Consider the following 15,167-nt stretch of genomic DNA (forward strand, 5'->3'; position numbering starts at 1 on the left):
CGGCTCGTCGGCCACCTCGATCTCAGGGCACGGAAGTTCCGCGTTGCCAGGAGGCGATGACGATCAGCGTCTTCGTCTGCAGCACGCCGACACCCTTACGACGCAGTCGATTGACCACTTTCTGCAGGTCATCGACATTGTCGACATGCAACCGGACGAGTGCGTCCACGTCGCCGGTGAGCGTCAACACCTCGTCGACCTCCGGCAGAGTCGACGCGAACTCCACGATGTCATGGATGTCCGTGTCGCCCGTGAAACGCAGCTCAGTGACCGCTTGAAGGCCCTGACCGAGCTTGGCCTGATCCGTCGTGATCGTGTAGCCGGTGATGACTCCCGACTCCTCGAGGCGTGTGATGCGCCGACGGACCGGCGCCGGCGAGAGCTGCACCAGGCGTGCGATGTCGCGAACGGTGCGCCGCCCGTCGGCTCGCAACAACTCCAAGATCTGCAGATCGACCGAGTCGAGATGTACCGGTGCTGACATACCGCAACTGTAAGCAGTACTTCCCTGGGCGGTCACTCCCGACCCGGTTGGACTGCTCACATGCGCCTGCTTCGCATCGCTGTGCGCACTTTTGTTGTGGACGCACCGGGCCCTTGGAACTGTGTCCCTCATGTCAGTCGCGATACAAGCAGCAACACGCGCTGCCCCCTCTGAAGCCATGAAACCGGACACGCGCCATGGTGGTGCCGTGCTGCGACTCGATGTCGTGGCCATGCCCTTGGCGCTCGCTCGCATCGCGTCGATCCTGGCGCATCGCCAGTTCAACGTGCTCACCATGGACGTCGCCGCGCCCGTCGACGGGCTGCGGAGGATCACCATCGAGGTGGACACGGCAGACGAGCTCAAGCTGGAGCGGCTTGTCAAGTTCCTGAACCGGGCACCCGACGTCGTCAAGGTCGTCCGCTTCTCCGACGATACGTCACACCATCGGCGCGGGGCATTCGTGGCGGTCGCCTTCCCCGAAGGCCGTCTCGCCGAAGTCGTCGCCATCGCTCGGGCGTTTTCCGCGGAGGTCGTGGAAGCCGGCCGGACTCGCTGCACCGTCTTCGCCGCGGCCGAGTCCGCCCATGTCGATGCCCTCGTCGAGGCGCTCTCCGGCTTCACCATCCGGGAGCTCGTGATGGCGGCGCCGCTGCGGATGCCGCGCCTCCTGCGGAAGGGCCACACCGCCGTGGACCGCGCGCACACCTGGAGGCGGCCATGAGCACGAACTCCCTTGCGACGTCCGCGGCGGCCCACTCCGACGACGTCCTGCAGTTGGTCGATCCTGCCGGAAGGCTGAACGAGCAGGCGGCCGCGGGCATGCTCGAGGTGACCGGTGAACTGGTCCGTACGCTGTACCGCGACATGGTGCTCGGGCGCCGCTTCGACCAGGAGGCATACTCCCTGCAACGCCAGGGTGAGCTCGGGCTCTGGCTGATGTCCCTCGGGCAGGAAGCGGCACAAGCCGGGTCGATCCGCGCTCTTCGAGCGGACGACCGGGTCTTCCCGGCCTACCGCGAGCACGTGGCAGCCCTCTGCCGTGGCGTCTCACCGGCGGAATTGCTGTCGCAGTGGCGCGGTGCCAGCCATGGCTCGTGGGACCCCGAGCGGTATCACTTCCACATCTACAGTCTTGTGCTGGCGACGCAGACACTGCACGCAGTCGGCTATGCGATGGGCGTCCGGTACGACGCCGTCGACAGCGTCGTGTTCGCCTACTTCGGTGACGGCGCCTCCAGCCAGGGGGACGCCAACGAGGCGCTCAACTGGGCGGCGGTGGCGTCGGCACCCATCGTGTTCTTCTGCCAGAACAACGGATGGGCGATCTCGACACCCGCGAGCAAGCAGTACGCCGCCCCGTTGACGGAACGTGCGAAGGGCTTCGGACTCGACGCGGTGTCCGTGGACGGCAACGACGTCCTGGCCGTCCACGCCGCCACACACCGCATGGTCGAGCGAGTCCGGGCCGGTGGAGCACCTGGGTTCATCGAGGCGCACACCTATCGCATGTCCGGACACAGCACGTCCGACGATCCGGGGCGCTATCGCGACAGCGCCGAGCTCGCCCAGTGGGAGGCCCACGACCCCGTGGAGCGCGTACGCCTTCTGCTCACGGCACGCGGCTGGGCCGACGAGGACTACTTCGCCACAGTCGCGTCCGACGCCGAGGAGCTCGCGGCGCGGACGCGCCGGGAGTGCCGTGCCCTTCCGGAGCCGTCCCTGAGCGACACCTTCCGAAACACCTTGTCCGAGGAGACCGAGGCTCTGCGACGTGAGCGCGAAGGCTTCGAGACTTTCAAGGAGTCCTTCCTGTGACCATCACCGCCGCGGCCACCTCGGCCACCTCGGCCAAGAAGAACGCCCAGGACAAGGCCGCCACGACCACGCTCGGACGCGCACTGAACGAGGGACTGCGGCAAGCCATGCGCGACGACGAGCGGGTGGTTCTGCTCGGCGAGGACATCGCCTCCCTGGGCGGGGTGTTCCGGGTGACCGATGGCTTGGTCGCCGAATTCGGCGACCGCGTGGTGGACACCCCGCTGGCCGAATCGGGGATCGTCGGAACGGCGATCGGCCTGGCCCTGCGGGGGTACCGGCCGGTGTGCGAGATCCAGTTCGACGGTTTCGTCTACCCCGCCTTCGATCAGATCGTCAGCCAGCTGGCGAAGATGCGGGCACGCTCCCGCGGGCTGCTGCGGCTTCCCGTCACCATCCGGATCCCGGTAGGGGGCGGGATCGGCGCGGTCGAGCACCACAGCGAGTCGAATGAGGCGTACTTCTGCCACACGGCCGGGCTGCGCGTCGTAGCGTGCGGCCACCCCCAGGACGCGTACGACATGCTCCGCGCCGCGATCGCGTGCGACGACCCCGTCATCTTCTACGAGCCGAAGCGCCGATACTGGGACCGGGCCGAGGTCTGCCTCGGTCGCCCCGTGGACGGCGACACCTTGCAGCGCGCCCGGGTCCTGCGCGAAGGCGCCGACGTCACCGTGGTCGCCTACGGGCCCACGGTCGCGGTCGCGCTGGGCGCGGCCGAGGTCGCCGCCGCCGAAGGCCGTTCGCTGGAAATCCTGGACCTCCGCTCGCTGTCGCCGCTCGACACCGCCGAGCTGTGCCGCTCGGCGTCGAAGACGGGGCGCGTCGTCGTCGTACACGAGGCGCCCGTCAACGTCGGCCTGGGCGCCGAAATCGCCGCCACGGTCATGGCGCACTGCTTCTACGACCTCGAGGCCCCCGTGGAACGGGTCGGCGGCTACAACGTCCCCTATCCGCCGGCGCGCGCGGAAGACGACTACCTGCCCGATCTCGATCGAGTTCTCGACGCCGTCGACCGGGTGTGTGCCCCGTAAACCGTCCGGCGGAGCTCTCCTGGAGGACACGATGCTCGTAACCAAGCACTTCCATCTCCCCGACGTCGGCGAGGGTCTCACCGAGGCCGGGATCCTCGAGTGGCGCGTGGGACCCGGCGACCCGGTCGGCGTCAACGACACCCTCGTGGAGATCGAGACCGCGAAGGCAGTGGTGGAGCTGCCCAGCCCGTATGCCGGGACCGTCACCGAAATCCTCTGTGCCGCCGGCGAGGCGGTGGCCGTCGGTGCGCCGATCATCACGTTCGAGGTCGAGGACGACAGCGCCCCGCAGGCGGGGCCCGGAGTCGACGCCACACCCCAAGGGCCCGTCGATCCGCCCGCCCAGGACGAGCAGCCGTCCACCCCCGCCCGCGAGCCCGTCCTGGTCGGCTATGGGCCGGCGCACGCGAGGACAGCGCGACGCCCGCGAAAGAGGAAACCCGAGCAACCGGCCGTCACACCTGCCGCCCGGACGTCCCTCGCCACCCCGCCGGTACGCAAGCTCGCCCGCGACCTCGGAGTCGACCTGCGCCTCGTGGCCGCCACAGGCCCGTCGGGACGCATCACGCGCGAGGATGTCCACCGCCTCGCCGAGCAGCGGGCAACCGCGTCGAACGCCCCGGACCTCCCCCATGACGACGTGGTGCGCACGCCGATTCGCGGAGTGCGCAAGCACACCGCGGAGGCCATGGTCACGAGCGCCTTCACCGCTCCGCACGTCACGGAATGGGTCACCGTCGACGTGCAGCGGTCCCTCAAACTGCTGAAGCGGGCACGCGCCGACAAGGCGTTCGGGAATGTGCGCCTGACACCGCTGTGTCTCGTCATCAAGGCAGCGCTCATCGCCATCGCGCGGCATCCCGAGATCAATGCGAAGTGGGACGCGGCGGCCGGTGAGATCGTCCAGTACCCCGACGTCAATCTCGGCATCGCCGCGGCGACACCGAGAGGGCTCATCGTCCCCAATATCGCCGCGGCCCAGCGGCTCTCTCTGCATGAGATCGCCTTGGCGCTCACCGACCTCATCGATCAGGCCCGCGCCGGCAAGACGCCACCCGAGCGGATGAGAAACGGGACGTTCACGATCACCAACATCGGTGTGTTCGGCATCGACGGCGGAACCCCGATCCTCAATCCTGGTGAAGCGGCGATCCTCTGCTTCGGCCAGGTGCGGCGAACACCATGGGAACACAAGGGACGCGTACGGCTGCGCGACACCGCGACCCTCGCCTTGTCGTTCGACCACCGCCTCGTCGACGGCGAGCTCGGTTCACTCGTCCTGCGCGACATCGCCCGGTTCCTCGAGAGGCCAGAGCTGATGGTTCTTCATCAGTGACCTTTCAGTTGTCGGGGATGGCTCTGAGGAGTCCGCTTCCGCGCTCGCGCAGGTACGCCTCCAGCTCCGCGGCCCCGGTCAGCAGCGCCCGCCCGCGGGCGGACAGCCGACCGTGCCAGTCGCACAGGGCGGCCTGCAGCGGCTCCAGCCCGCCGGCCGCCCGCACCTGGGCGATCAGCGGGGCGATCTGCTCCAGCAGGTAGCCGCCGCGCCTGAGCTGGTGGGCCAGCCGGGCGTCCCGTACGGCGGCCTCGTCGTAGACGCGGTAACCGGTCAGCGGGTCGCGGCGCGGGCACACCAGCCCGGCGCGCTCCCATTTGCGCAGCGTCGCGGGCCCGATGCCGAGCTGTTCCGCCAGCGGCCCGATGAACGTGCCGCCGGGCCCGGACACCGCGTCGGACCCCACACCGGGCTCGGACGCCTCGGTGCGCTCCAGGTCGCGGAGGGCGCTCTCCACGGCCTGGAGGGTCCGGCGATCGTCGAGGAGCTGGGCGTGGCTCTCGTCGATGAGGTGGAACGCCTCTTCGGCCGAGCCCTGGTTCACGGCCCGCATGATCGACGTCGCCGTCTGGTGGCCGTGTCCGGGCACCAGGGCGAGGAACGCGCGCAGGGCCGCCGCGTGCAGCGAGGTGTAGGTGCGGTAGCCGTGGGGTGTGCGACCGGCGGCCGGAAGGATGCCGGTCTCCTCGTAGTTCCTGATCGCCTGCGTGGACAGACCGTGTCCGCGCGCCAGATCAACCGGCCTGAGCCGGTCACTGCTTTGAAGGTTTCGTCCCATGGTTCTGCCGATATCGCGGAGAAGTTTCAACCGGAGGTTCAACGATACCGTTGAAGGCATGGCTACCGACATCGAGGACACCGCCCATGCCGTCGAGGCCCCCGCCGTCATGAGGCTGTTTCCGGCCCGGCCCCGGCTGCTCGCCCTGGGCGAGCCCACCCACGGCGAGGACACTCTGCTCGACCTGCGCAACGAGCTCTTCCGACAGCTCGTCGAGCAGGAGGGCTACCGGACGATCGCGATCGAGAGCGACTGCATGATGGGCCTGGTCGTGGACGACTACGTCGCCTCGGGCACAGGCACGCTCGACGAGGTCATGGAGCACGGATTCAGCCATGGCTGGGGCACCTCCGCGGCCAACCGCGAACTCGTGCGCTGGATGCGCGTCTACAACGACGGCAGGCCCGCGTCCGAGCGGCTCCGCTTCGCCGGTTTCGACGGACCGCTGGAGATCACCGGCGCCGCCAGCCCCCGGCAGGCCCTCACCGCACTCCACGGCTACCTCGCGGACCGGGTGGACGCGGACCTGCTCCCCTGCACCGGGGAAACGCTCGACCGCCTGCTCGGCGCCGACGACCGGTGGACCGATCCCGCCGCGATGATGGACCCGGCCCAGTCCGTGGGGCAGTCGGCCGAGGCCGGGGAGTTGCGGCTGCTCGCCGACGATCTGGTGGCCCTGCTCGACACGCAGACGCCGCACCTGCTCGCGGCGACCTCGCGGGACGACTGGGACCGGGCGCGCCTGTACGGGCGCACCGCCACCGGCCTGCTGCGCTACCACTACTGGATGGCCGACACCTCACCGGCCCGCATGACCTGGCTGGTGAGCCTGCGGGACCAGATGATGGCCCACAACCTCCTCACCCTCGCGGAACAGGGCCCGGCATTGGTCCACGCCCACAACGGCCATCTCCAGCGGGAGAAGAGCACGATGCGGATGGGCGGGATGCCGCTGGAGTGGTGGAGCGCCGGTGCCCTGGTGAGTGCCCGGCTAGGCGAGGAGTACGCCTTCGTGGCCACGGCCCTGGGCACGATCCGGCACCAGGGAGTGGACACTCCGCCGCCGGACACCATCGAGGGACTTCTGTACGCGCTCCCGGAGGACCGCTGCGTCATCGACGCCCCGCGGCTGGCCACCGCCCTCGGCGACACGGTGCCCGCGCCCCGCGTATCCCCCTGGTTCGGCTACTCCCCGCTCGACCCGGCCCATCTGGCCGGCACTGACGGCATCGCGTTCGTCAAGGACGTCCCGCAGAGCTGACCCGCTCTACTTCTTCGGGCTGAATGTCGCCCATGGGCCGAGGGCGAACCCGCCACTCTTCCGTCGGACTTCCAGGGCACCCGCACCACCGAAGTGCGCCGGGACGAGCAACTCTCGTTCATCGGCTGCCCGCCCGAGAATCCGACGGCGACTGGCCACCGCTTGTTCCGGGGCCAGGCAGGCGTCGCTGTTGCAACAGGGCTGGAGAATCTGCACCGGGCTGTGCAGCAGATCTCCGACGAAAACCGCCCGGTCGCTCCCGGAGGCGAGTCGCAGCACGGACGAACCGGGAGTATGGCCGGGCGCGGACTCCAGGGTGAGGTGTTCGTCGATGCGGTGGAGGCCATCCCAGAGCACGGCTTGTCCGGCCCGGTGGATGGGCGCGATGCTGTCTTCGTAGATCAGGCGGTCGACCTCCCGCAGACCGTTCCCCTTCGCATTGCCGGGACCGTAGTGGGAGTCGTCGGCGGCCGGAATGAGGTACTGGGCGTTGGGGAACGTCGGTACCCACTCCCCGTCCGCGTCGACGGTGTTCCAGCCGACGTGATCGACGTGGAGGTGGGTGTTGACGACGACGTCGACATCCCGCGGGCGCACACCGGCCCTCGCCAGAAGGCCGAGAAAATCACCCTGACACTGGTGGAAAAACGGCGCCATGCCCGGCCGCTCGCGCCCGTTGCCCGCTCCTGTGTCGACCAGGACGGTCCGCCCACCGCTGCGCAGCACCCAGGTCTGCAGCGCAAGCACCGTCCGGTCGCTGTCCGGCTCCCAGTGGTCCGGTGCCAGCCAGTCCTCGTTGTCCTTCCATATGTCGGCGGTAGCTCCCGGGAACATGCCGGAGGTGGGCAGGAACGGCCTGTGCCACTCAATGACCCGGATGACCTCGACATCCCCCAGCACCATGCTCTGCACACGCTCGTTCTCGTTCGTCATGTGCTCGAACTTAAAGAGGCCGAACGATCCTCTCAATGCGCGTCCAGCTCAAGGAAATACGCATCCGTCTCATGCCTCATACGGGAGATATCCTCGGCACATGGATGTGGTGAGCGACGCGATCTCTGCCGTGCACCTCGGCCACCCCTGGTCCCATCGGGTGCGGACGAGTGGGAGTTGGTGCGCACGGCTGGACCCGTACGACGGTGCGGGCTTCTACGTCGTCCTGAAGGGCAACTGCTGGCTGCTGACCGACAGCGGCACCCTGGTACCTCTCGGCGTGGGGGACGCGGTGCTGCTGCCCCATGGCACAGGCCATGTGATCGCCGACTCCCCGGTCGATGCAGCGGTCGCGAAGGAGAAAGCGGTGCCGTTCGAGCAATGGCTCGTGGAGGAAGGGCCGCGAGCCCGGCCGGATCACAACACGACGGAGCTGCTCTGTGGCAAGTACTGGCTCGACTGCAGCCGCATGCACCCGCTCATGGCGGAGCTGCCCGAGGTCGTCCACCTTCCCAGCCGAGTAGGCAGCCACCTCGAACTCCGTGCCGCGATCGACCTGCTCGCCGGTGAGCTGGACGAGAGCCGGCCCGGCTCCTGCGTCGCGCTGCCGAACCTGCTCGACCTCCTCCTCGTCTATATGATCCGCTCCTGGATGGCCGAGACCACCTGCGGAGCCTGGCCCGGCGCGCTGGGCGACCCGGTGACGGCCGCCGCCCTGCGAGCGATGCACTCCAACCCGGCCGCGCCGTGGAGCAATGACCGTCTGGCGGCTGAGGCGGGCGTCTCCCGTCCCACCCTGGCGCGCCGGTTCACCACCCGGGTCGGCCGCCCTCCGATGACGTACCTCACGTGGTGGCGCGTGATCCTTGCCGCCACCCTGCTCCGAGACAGTCCGGATACCCTGGCCACCATCGCCGGCCGAGTCGGCTACGGCAGCCCGTACGCACTCTCACACGCCTTCGAGAGGGAGTTCGGCACGACACCGGGGCGGTATCGAGCGCAGGTCACGGAAGGGCCGTCTCGTGAGCTCAACCAGGCTTCGCAGGCAGGGAGTTGACTTGGACACCGCACGGGACGCACAGGACGCGCAGGACACGGCCAAGCGGCTGCGGGCGATCGGCGACGAGCTGTCGGACCGTTTCTACGAGCGGGCCGACGTGGTGCGGACGCTGGTGGTGACGCTGCTGGCCGGGCAGCACTCGCTGGTGCTCGGCCCGCCCGGAACGGCGAAGTCCGAGATGGCCCGGGAGCTCACGGGCCGGATCGAGGGGGCGGCCTACTGGGAGATCCTGCTGTCGAAGTTCACCGCGCCGACGAGGATGTTCGGTCCCATCGACGTCGCCGCGCTGGCCCGAGGTGAGTACCGCCAGGTCTACGACGGCCGCGCCACGACCGCGCATGTCGCGTTCATCGACGAGATTTTCAAGTGCTCCACGGCGGCGCTGAACGAGACGCTGGGCTACCTCAACGAGCGGATCTACCACCCCGAGAGCGGCGGCGAGCCAATCCGCTGCCCACTGATCGGGGCCATTACGGCGAGCAACGAACTGCCCAGCGGCGAGGATTCGGCCGCGATCTACGACCGGCTGCTGGTGCGGATCGAGGTCGGGTACCTGGAAGACCCCTCGAACTTCGCCGCACTGGTCCGCTCCGCCGTCAGCCGCCCTGCGGCACCGGCCCGGACCACGGTCGAGCTGGCCGCGTTGCGGCACGCCGTGACCGAAGCCGTCCCGGCCGTGGACGTCCCCGACGCGATCGTGGACGCGGTGTGTACGCTGCGGGCCGCCCTGCGCCGTAAGGAACTCATCGCCTCCGACCGCCGCTGGCGGCAGGCGGTGGGCCTGCTCCAGGCGTCCGCGTACCTCGACGGCCGTCCGGCGGTCGCCGAGACCGATCTGTCGGTGCTGACGCACGTGCTGTGGGACTCCCCCGCCCAGCGTCCGACCGTCGAGCGCGAGGTGCTGCAACTGGTCAACCCCGACGCCAAGGAGGCGCTCGACCTGGCCGACGCCATCGAGGAACTGGAGGCCCAACTCGACGCCATGGCCGGGCAGTCCCGCGAGGCGCTGAGCGAGTGGGTCATCAAAAAGGCCCACAACAAGCTCGCCATGGCGGGGAAGCGGCTGGAGAAGCTGCGCCAGGACGCGGCGAGCGCGGGCCGCTCCACCGCCGCCATCGACCGGGTCAGCGGCCGCCAGCGCGCCGTCCGCGCCCGCGTACTCACCGAGGCCCTCGGCGTGGACGCGAGCACGGTGCAGGCCCAGCTCTGAACACCGGGGGGATCAGGACCATGGGCGAGACACCGGGCCGGACACCGGGCCGGCTCGACGAGCTGGCGAGCCGGGCCGGGAAGTGGCTGGGCCGGTCCGCCGCCGCTCCCGAGCGGCACACGGCGGTCGTGGCCGCGGACCGGTTCGACCGGATCACATGGCGCGACACCTACGAGCAGTCGGCCGGACTGCGCGATGTGGCCGCGGAGCTGAACGAGCGTTACCGCTACACCACCGACCTCCTGACCGACGTGTTCCTGGCGGCCTACAAGGTCGGCCCGCGGTTGCGCGAGCGCGCGGAAATGGACCCCTCCCGGCTGGTCAACCACCAGGTCATCACCTCGCTGGTGGAGTCACTGGAGTTCGCCGAGCTGCGCCGGGAGACGGCCGGAGACCCCTACGCCGCCGCCATGGCCGTGCTCGCCCAGGCCGCCGCGCTGCGCGGGATGCTGGAGCGCTCCCGGTCGGCCCAGGAGCGGGCCGAGCGGGCGAAGCAGGCCCAGCAGGACGCCGAAGGCGCGGCGGACGCCGTGGGCGAGGCGCTCCAGCAGGCCGCCGACGAGGCGGATTGGCCCAACGGGGTCGGCACCGTACCGGCCCCGGCAGCCGACGCCGTACAACAGGCGATCGAGGCCGCCGAGACCGCCGACGCCGCTGCGCGGCAGGGCGCCCAGGACGCCGCGCAGGCCCTCGCGGCGGCTCCCGGCATCCGTGCCGCCGCGCGGAACGCGGCGGCGAAGGCCGCCCGGGCGGTGCGGGAGGAGGCCGCGCTGATGCGGGCATGGGGCGTTGGCCCCGGCGAGCTGGAGCGGATGCCCTTCGACCAGCGCGCCCGGCTCGCCGAGCGGCTGGGCAGTGGCCGTCTCGCACAGTGGGCCGAGCTGATCGGTCGCTTCCGGCAGATGGCCGGCGGTGAGCGCGCCCGCAAGGTGGAGAACGCCACCGGCGAGCTGGTCGGCGTCACGCTCGGCAATGACCTATCCCGCGTCATCCCCTCCGAGCTGGCCAACCTCGGCCTGCCCGAGCTGCGTGCGGTGTTCGCCGCGCGCTACGCCGCCGGGGAGCTGATGCTCTACGACAGCCAGGGAGAGCAGGCCACCGGCCAGGGCGCCATCATCGCGTGCGTGGACACCTCGCACTCCATGTACGAGGCGGGGCCCGGCGGCGTCACTCGGGAGGCGTGGGCCAAGGCGTGCGCCCTGGCGCTGCTGGATCAGGCCCGCCATGCGGGGCGTGACTTCGTCGGCGTCCTGTTCTCCGCCGCCGACAAGATCCAGGTCTTCCGCTTTCCGTCCGGCCGGCGCGCCGGCATCGCCCGGATTCTCGACTTCGCGGAGACCTTCCTCGGCGGCGGCACCAGCTACCAGGCGCCGCTGACAGCGGCCCGCGAGCTGCTGGAGGAGGAGTTCAACGACACCGCCCGCACGCGCGGCGACATCGTGATGATCACCGACGACGAATGCGGCGTCACCGAGGAATGGATGCGCGGCTGGAACGACGCCAAACACCAGTTGGGCTTCCGGGTCTTCGGCGTGGCCATCGGCGCCCCGCGCGCCGCCGAAACCGGCTCGGTCCTGGAGGCCCTGTGCGACAACCTCCGCTCCATCGAGGACCTCACCGACGTCCACGCGGCCGCCGACCTCTTCCGCGTGATCTGACCCGGCCTTGGAACTCAATATTGGCCGAGGTGCTCGCTGAAGAAACCGGCGAGCTTCTCGACGGCGGGGTCCAGGTACTGCTTCTTGTCGTAGAGGTCGACATGGCTTGCGCCGTCGATCCAGTGGATCTCCTTGGGTCCGATGGCCCGCTGGAACGCTTCGACGCTCATCCAGGAGGTGACGGCGCGGGTGCCGACGATCATGAGCAGAGGACGTTGCCCGATCAGCGGGATCGGGGCGAAGGCGTCGAAAGTTGCCATCTTGTCGATGCTGGTCCAGGTGAAGAAACGCGCCGAGCGGGCGTGCCCGGCCCGCGGGGTGCGGTAGTAGCCGAAGCCCTCGGCGCCGTGTTCTCCGCCGAGCGCGCGGGCCTGCTCGGCGGTGTCGGGGAAGAGGGTCAGGACCGGCGGCGCCTCACCACGAGCCTCGGTGGTGCGTGCTAGAGCCGCGGCGTCCAGCATGCCCTGGAACACCGCCGGGTCCTGGGTTCCGTCGGCTCCCAGGCGGAACTGGCGGGCGATGTCGACGGCACTGACCGTGGCGACGGCCTTGATGCGGTGATCGCTCGCGGTGGCGGGCAGTACGTAGCCACCGGAGGCGCAGATACCGAGTGCGCCGACGCGCTCTGCGTCGACGTCGCCGCGGGTGGTGAGGTAGGAGACGGCCGCCTTGAGGTCCTCGACGCGGTGGGCGGGGTCCTCCAGACCGCGCGGCTCGCCGCCGCTCTCGCCCTGGTGCGCCGCGTCGAAGGCGAGCGTGATGAAGCCCCTCTCGGCCAGGCGCCGCGCGTACAGACCGGCGGCCTGCTCTTTCACACCGCTGCCGGGGTGGCCGACGACGATCGCCGGACGCGGACCCGGTGCCGTGGCGTCGGCTACACACGACTGGAACAGGGCCGCGTCCGAGCATCCGTATCGGTGCTCGACGCCCTCGCCCGCGCGCTGCGCCTCGACGACGACCAGCAGAAGTACCTCTACGAACTGGCCGGCAGGTCCGACGCGCGGCCGCGCCGTCGGCGGGGGCCCGCGCAGCGCATGCGGCCCGCCATGCGGCGCCTGCTCGACCAGCTCACGGGGTCTCCCGCCGTCGTTCTCGGCAAGCGGATGGACATCCTGGCCTGGAACGTTGCCGCCTCCGCCCTGTTCACAGACTTCTCGCTGACGCCACCGGGGCGGCGCAACTACGTGCGCCTGCTGTTCACGGACCCGGTCGTCCGCGATATGCATCGGGAGTGGGAACACGACGCCCGCGACGCCGTCGCCGCGCTGCGCATGGAAGCCGCGGCGGACCCTGACGACCCCGAGCTGGCCCAGCTCGTCGGCGAGCTGTCCGTCCAGGACGCCGACTTCCGCACCTGGTGGGCCGAGCACCGCGTCAACAACCTCAGCTACGGCACCAAGCACTACCGGCATCGGCTGGTCGGTGACCTGACACTGGACTGCGACGTCTGGAGCAGCCCCGACGGCTCAGGGCAGCGCCTCATGGTCCTCACCGCCGAGACCGGCAGTCCGTCGCACGATGCCCTGCGCATCCTCACCGCCTGGACGGCCGGGTAATCGGAGAACGCCCCACTCCCCCACCGGGCAATCTCAGTCGTGACCTGTGGAAACCCAGTCGGCGAACTCTCACTGGGACGGAGCGGAGGGTTTCAGCGGGGTGAAGTACGTGGCGTCCCTCGGCACTCCATCATGTTCGGTGCCGTCGTCATCGCGGTAGCGCCATGCGAAGGGCAGACCGTGGGCGGTCTCGGAGTCGGGTCCGCTCATGAGCTGGAAGTGCAGATGTGGCTCGGAGGAGTTGCCGGAGTTGCCGCACTCGGCCAACTGCCGGCCGACCGTGACCCGGTCGCCCGCGGCCACACGGAGAGATCCGCGCCTGAGGTGCCCGAAGCCCGCATACGCGCCCTGGTCCAGCTCGAGCACGAGGTAGTTGCCCCATAGATGGCGGGGCCACCCCAGACTGCGTACGAAGCCCTCCAGGTAGAGGTAGGCGATGCCGGGCAGCGAGGTGCGGGAGAAGTGATCGCGCTGGCGGTCGGTGGCTGCCACGACCACGCCGTCGCCGGGGGCCAGGACGGGACTGCCGAAGGCGGGGTAATGGTGCGGGCGGTGGCCCAGTGGCCAGAACCGGCGGAACGGGGGCGTGGCCTCTGCCGAGGGGTGGTGTGTCAGGTCGATGGCGTAGGTCTGCGCATGGCTGTGCGTGTGGCTGGGCACCTTCGTGCCCGGGCCGTTGAGGGCCTGCCAGCGTCCGGTGACGGGCACCTCGACCGGGACCGGTGTCTGTCCTTGTGGCGGGCGCTGTTTGCGCCACAGGTGCCAGCGCATCAGCCCGCCGAGCACCAGAAGAATGACGCCTGCGAACCAGAGCGGGCCCAGCCCCTGTCTGTTCACCAGGATGCACACCGCCCCGATGGCGAAGACCAGGCCGTGTCGCTTCCACAGGGACGTCAACAAGAGTGCTCCTCGTTCCTTGCCGTGGTTCTTTGCCGTGCGATGTTCACCGCCGATGGGTGAGAGCTTGATGCTTGCGCAGATGTCCGGCGGGCCACCAGACCAGATTGATCACGACTTTCGCGCGCAGTGAGCCGCCGTCCCGGTGAGGTGGCCCGCAGCCTTGGGTGCGAAGGCCCGGGTTGACCGATCCACTGACCGCCGGATGGCTGCACACCTTGGTTTCCAAGGAAGAAGGCCGGTTCGAATCGTGAAACAACTGTCCCGTTTGTTCACGTTCCCGGCCTGACTCGTTGGCCATCGGCAGGTTGTCCGGACGAGCGGGCCGATCACAGTTCCCGGTGTGAGTGCGACCAGGTATCTGGAGATCGCGGAGCAGTTGTCCGCCGAGCTGGCCGAGTGCGCCCGTGGCACACGGGTCGCCAGCGAGGCCGAGATCGCCCGGCGGTTCGGCGTGGGCCGGGCCGCCGCACGGGCGGCCGTTCAGGAATTGGAGCGACGGTTCGTCGTCCGCCGGACCCAGGGTTCGGGCACGTTCGTCAACCGGCGCATCGACTACGTCATCTCGCGCAGCGTCCCGCCGTCGTGGTCCGCCACGATCGCCGCGGCGGGCGCCACACCTCGCGCACTGGTCAAGTCGGTGCGCACGATCCCCCTGCCCGCCGGGCTGACGGACAGGTTCGAGCGGCCCGCCGGGTCGCCGGTGCACGAGGTGGTGCGCGAGTTCTACATCGACGACCTCCTCGCCTCCTGGACCCACGAGTGGATCCCGGTGGACGAGGTGCCGTACCTGGATCTGGCACTGCACGCGGTCGACTCCGTCGATCTCGTACTCCGCCAGACGGTGCGGGCGCGGCCGATGCGGGCCTGGTGCCGGGTCAGCATCGACGTCCCCCCGGCGGAGGTCCTGCACATCCTGCGCATGGAGAGCAGCCAGCCCGCCTGGCTGGTGGAGAGCGTCAGCCGGGACGAGGCGATCGGCAACGTCCTGATGTGCAGCCGTACCTGGACCCGTGCCGACGCCGTCCGTGTCGTGGTCGAACTCGACGAGCGGGCGGCCACCGGTGACGAGGCCGCCACACCGCAGAGAGTTGTCACACCGCAATGAACCAGGAGAACCAGGAGAAGCAGTGACATACGTC

At 69.7% G+C, this 15,167-nt stretch carries 16 protein-coding genes; 10 read left to right on the forward strand and 6 right to left on the reverse strand.

The annotated features are described in order from the left end of the window. Nucleotides 1–22: 22 nt before the first annotated feature. Nucleotides 23–484 (reverse strand): Lrp/AsnC family transcriptional regulator, encoded by a 462-nt coding sequence (locus tag J5X86_RS11425; protein WP_093470041.1) that lies wholly within the window; start codon nt 482–484, stop codon nt 23–25. Between the two features lie 130 nt (nt 485–614). On the opposite strand from J5X86_RS11425, the gene ilvN reads away from it, so the two are divergent. From ilvN to J5X86_RS11445, 4 genes are read left to right on the forward strand one after another with little or no spacing between them, the layout of a single operon-like run. Next, the gene (gene ilvN / locus J5X86_RS11430; protein ID WP_208516635.1) at nt 615–1,208 is read left to right on the forward strand and encodes an acetolactate synthase small subunit; all 594 of its coding nucleotides are present in this window, start codon (nt 615–617) and stop codon (nt 1,206–1,208) included. After that, a complete protein-coding gene (locus tag J5X86_RS11435; RefSeq protein WP_208516636.1) occupies nt 1,205–2,302 on the forward strand; it encodes a thiamine pyrophosphate-dependent enzyme in 1,098 nt (365 codons plus the stop codon). The genes ilvN and J5X86_RS11435 overlap by 4 nt, the downstream gene beginning before the upstream one ends. Further along, nucleotides 2,299–3,336, forward strand: coding sequence for a transketolase C-terminal domain-containing protein (locus tag J5X86_RS11440; RefSeq protein ID WP_208516637.1), 1,038 nt, complete (start codon nt 2,299–2,301; stop codon nt 3,334–3,336). Before J5X86_RS11435 ends, J5X86_RS11440 begins: the two co-directional genes overlap by 4 nt. A 31-nt stretch (nt 3,337–3,367) precedes the next feature. Next, on the forward strand, nt 3,368–4,672 hold the full coding sequence (locus tag J5X86_RS11445) for a dihydrolipoamide acetyltransferase family protein (RefSeq protein ID WP_208516638.1): 1,305 nt from the start codon (nt 3,368–3,370) through the stop codon (nt 4,670–4,672). Nucleotides 4,673–4,676: 4 nt separating this feature from the next. Here J5X86_RS11445 and J5X86_RS11450 read toward each other — a convergent pair whose 3' ends face one another. After that, entirely contained in the window at nt 4,677–5,450 is a 774-nt protein-coding gene (locus tag J5X86_RS11450) for a TioE family transcriptional regulator (protein ID WP_208516639.1), read from the reverse strand. Nucleotides 5,451–5,508: 58 nt separating this feature from the next. Between J5X86_RS11450 and J5X86_RS11455 the strand changes: the two genes are divergently transcribed. After that, on the forward strand, nt 5,509–6,711 hold the full coding sequence (locus tag J5X86_RS11455) for an erythromycin esterase family protein (protein ID WP_208516640.1): 1,203 nt from the start codon (nt 5,509–5,511) through the stop codon (nt 6,709–6,711). Between the two features lie 6 nt (nt 6,712–6,717). Here J5X86_RS11455 and J5X86_RS11460 read toward each other — a convergent pair whose 3' ends face one another. Then, nucleotides 6,718–7,644, reverse strand: coding sequence for an MBL fold metallo-hydrolase (locus tag J5X86_RS11460; protein WP_208516641.1), 927 nt, complete (start codon nt 7,642–7,644; stop codon nt 6,718–6,720). Nucleotides 7,645–7,744: 100 nt separating this feature from the next. Between J5X86_RS11460 and J5X86_RS11465 the strand changes: the two genes are divergently transcribed. From J5X86_RS11465 to J5X86_RS11475, 3 genes are read left to right on the forward strand one after another with little or no spacing between them, the layout of a single operon-like run. Then, the gene (locus tag J5X86_RS11465; RefSeq protein ID WP_208516642.1) at nt 7,745–8,701 is read left to right on the forward strand and encodes an AraC family transcriptional regulator; all 957 of its coding nucleotides are present in this window, start codon (nt 7,745–7,747) and stop codon (nt 8,699–8,701) included. Between the two features lies 1 nt (nt 8,702). Next, entirely contained in the window at nt 8,703–9,914 is a 1,212-nt protein-coding gene (locus tag J5X86_RS11470) for an AAA family ATPase (protein WP_208516643.1), read from the forward strand. A gap of 20 nt (nt 9,915–9,934) precedes the next feature. Further along, a complete protein-coding gene (locus tag J5X86_RS11475; RefSeq protein ID WP_208516644.1) occupies nt 9,935–11,572 on the forward strand; it encodes a VWA domain-containing protein in 1,638 nt (545 codons plus the stop codon). A 14-nt stretch (nt 11,573–11,586) separates the two neighbouring features. Here the strand turns inward: J5X86_RS11475 and J5X86_RS11480 are convergent, their stop codons facing one another. Next, entirely contained in the window at nt 11,587–12,465 is an 879-nt protein-coding gene (locus J5X86_RS11480) for an alpha/beta hydrolase (protein ID WP_208517000.1), read from the reverse strand. On the opposite strand from J5X86_RS11480, the gene J5X86_RS11485 reads away from it, so the two are divergent. After that, a complete protein-coding gene (locus tag J5X86_RS11485) occupies nt 12,400–13,128 on the forward strand; it encodes a helix-turn-helix domain-containing protein (protein WP_308124539.1) in 729 nt (242 codons plus the stop codon). The genes J5X86_RS11480 and J5X86_RS11485 overlap by 66 nt on opposite strands. Nucleotides 13,129–13,197: 69 nt before the next feature. On the opposite strand, the gene J5X86_RS11490 is transcribed toward J5X86_RS11485, so the two are convergent. Both J5X86_RS11490 and J5X86_RS11495 read right to left on the reverse strand, forming a co-directional pair. Further along, nucleotides 13,198–14,028, reverse strand: a complete 831-nt coding sequence (locus J5X86_RS11490) for a M23 family metallopeptidase (protein WP_208516645.1) — start codon at nt 14,026–14,028, stop codon at nt 13,198–13,200. A 43-nt stretch (nt 14,029–14,071) separates the two neighbouring features. Further along, nucleotides 14,072–14,326: a hypothetical protein gene (locus tag J5X86_RS11495; RefSeq protein ID WP_208516646.1), complete on the reverse strand. Its 255-nt coding sequence runs from the start codon at nt 14,324–14,326 to the stop codon at nt 14,072–14,074. A gap of 42 nt (nt 14,327–14,368) precedes the next feature. Between J5X86_RS11495 and J5X86_RS11500 the strand changes: the two genes are divergently transcribed. Continuing rightward, entirely contained in the window at nt 14,369–15,133 is a 765-nt protein-coding gene (locus J5X86_RS11500) for a GntR family transcriptional regulator (RefSeq protein WP_208516647.1), read from the forward strand. Nucleotides 15,134–15,167 lie beyond the last annotated feature (34 nt).

The sequence above is a fragment of the Streptomyces sp. NEAU-YJ-81 genome, from assembly GCF_017592595.1.
Taxonomy (GTDB): Bacteria; Actinomycetota; Actinomycetes; order Streptomycetales; family Streptomycetaceae; genus Streptomyces; species Streptomyces hygroscopicus_B.

Bases quoted from the DNA above. Each gene is read 5' to 3' on its own strand.
- J5X86_RS11460 (WP_208516641.1), bottom strand. From the start codon at position 7,644: ATGACGAACGAGAACGAGCGTGTGCAGAGCATGGTGCTGGGGGATGTC.
- ilvN (WP_208516635.1), top strand. From the start codon at position 615: ATGTCAGTCGCGATACAAGCAGCAACACGCGCTGCCCCCTCTGAAGCC.
- J5X86_RS11495 (WP_208516646.1), bottom strand. From the start codon at position 14,326: ATGGCCAACGAGTCAGGCCGGGAACGTGAACAAACGGGACAGTTGTTT.
- J5X86_RS11465 (WP_208516642.1), top strand. From the start codon at position 7,745: ATGGATGTGGTGAGCGACGCGATCTCTGCCGTGCACCTCGGCCACCCC.
- J5X86_RS11475 (WP_208516644.1), top strand. From the start codon at position 9,935: ATGGGCGAGACACCGGGCCGGACACCGGGCCGGCTCGACGAGCTGGCG.
- J5X86_RS11445 (WP_208516638.1), top strand. From the start codon at position 3,368: ATGCTCGTAACCAAGCACTTCCATCTCCCCGACGTCGGCGAGGGTCTC.
- J5X86_RS11435 (WP_208516636.1), top strand. From the start codon at position 1,205: ATGAGCACGAACTCCCTTGCGACGTCCGCGGCGGCCCACTCCGACGAC.
- J5X86_RS11425 (WP_093470041.1), bottom strand. From the start codon at position 484: ATGTCAGCACCGGTACATCTCGACTCGGTCGATCTGCAGATCTTGGAG.
- J5X86_RS11455 (WP_208516640.1), top strand. From the start codon at position 5,509: ATGGCTACCGACATCGAGGACACCGCCCATGCCGTCGAGGCCCCCGCC.
- J5X86_RS11450 (WP_208516639.1), bottom strand. From the start codon at position 5,450: ATGGGACGAAACCTTCAAAGCAGTGACCGGCTCAGGCCGGTTGATCTG.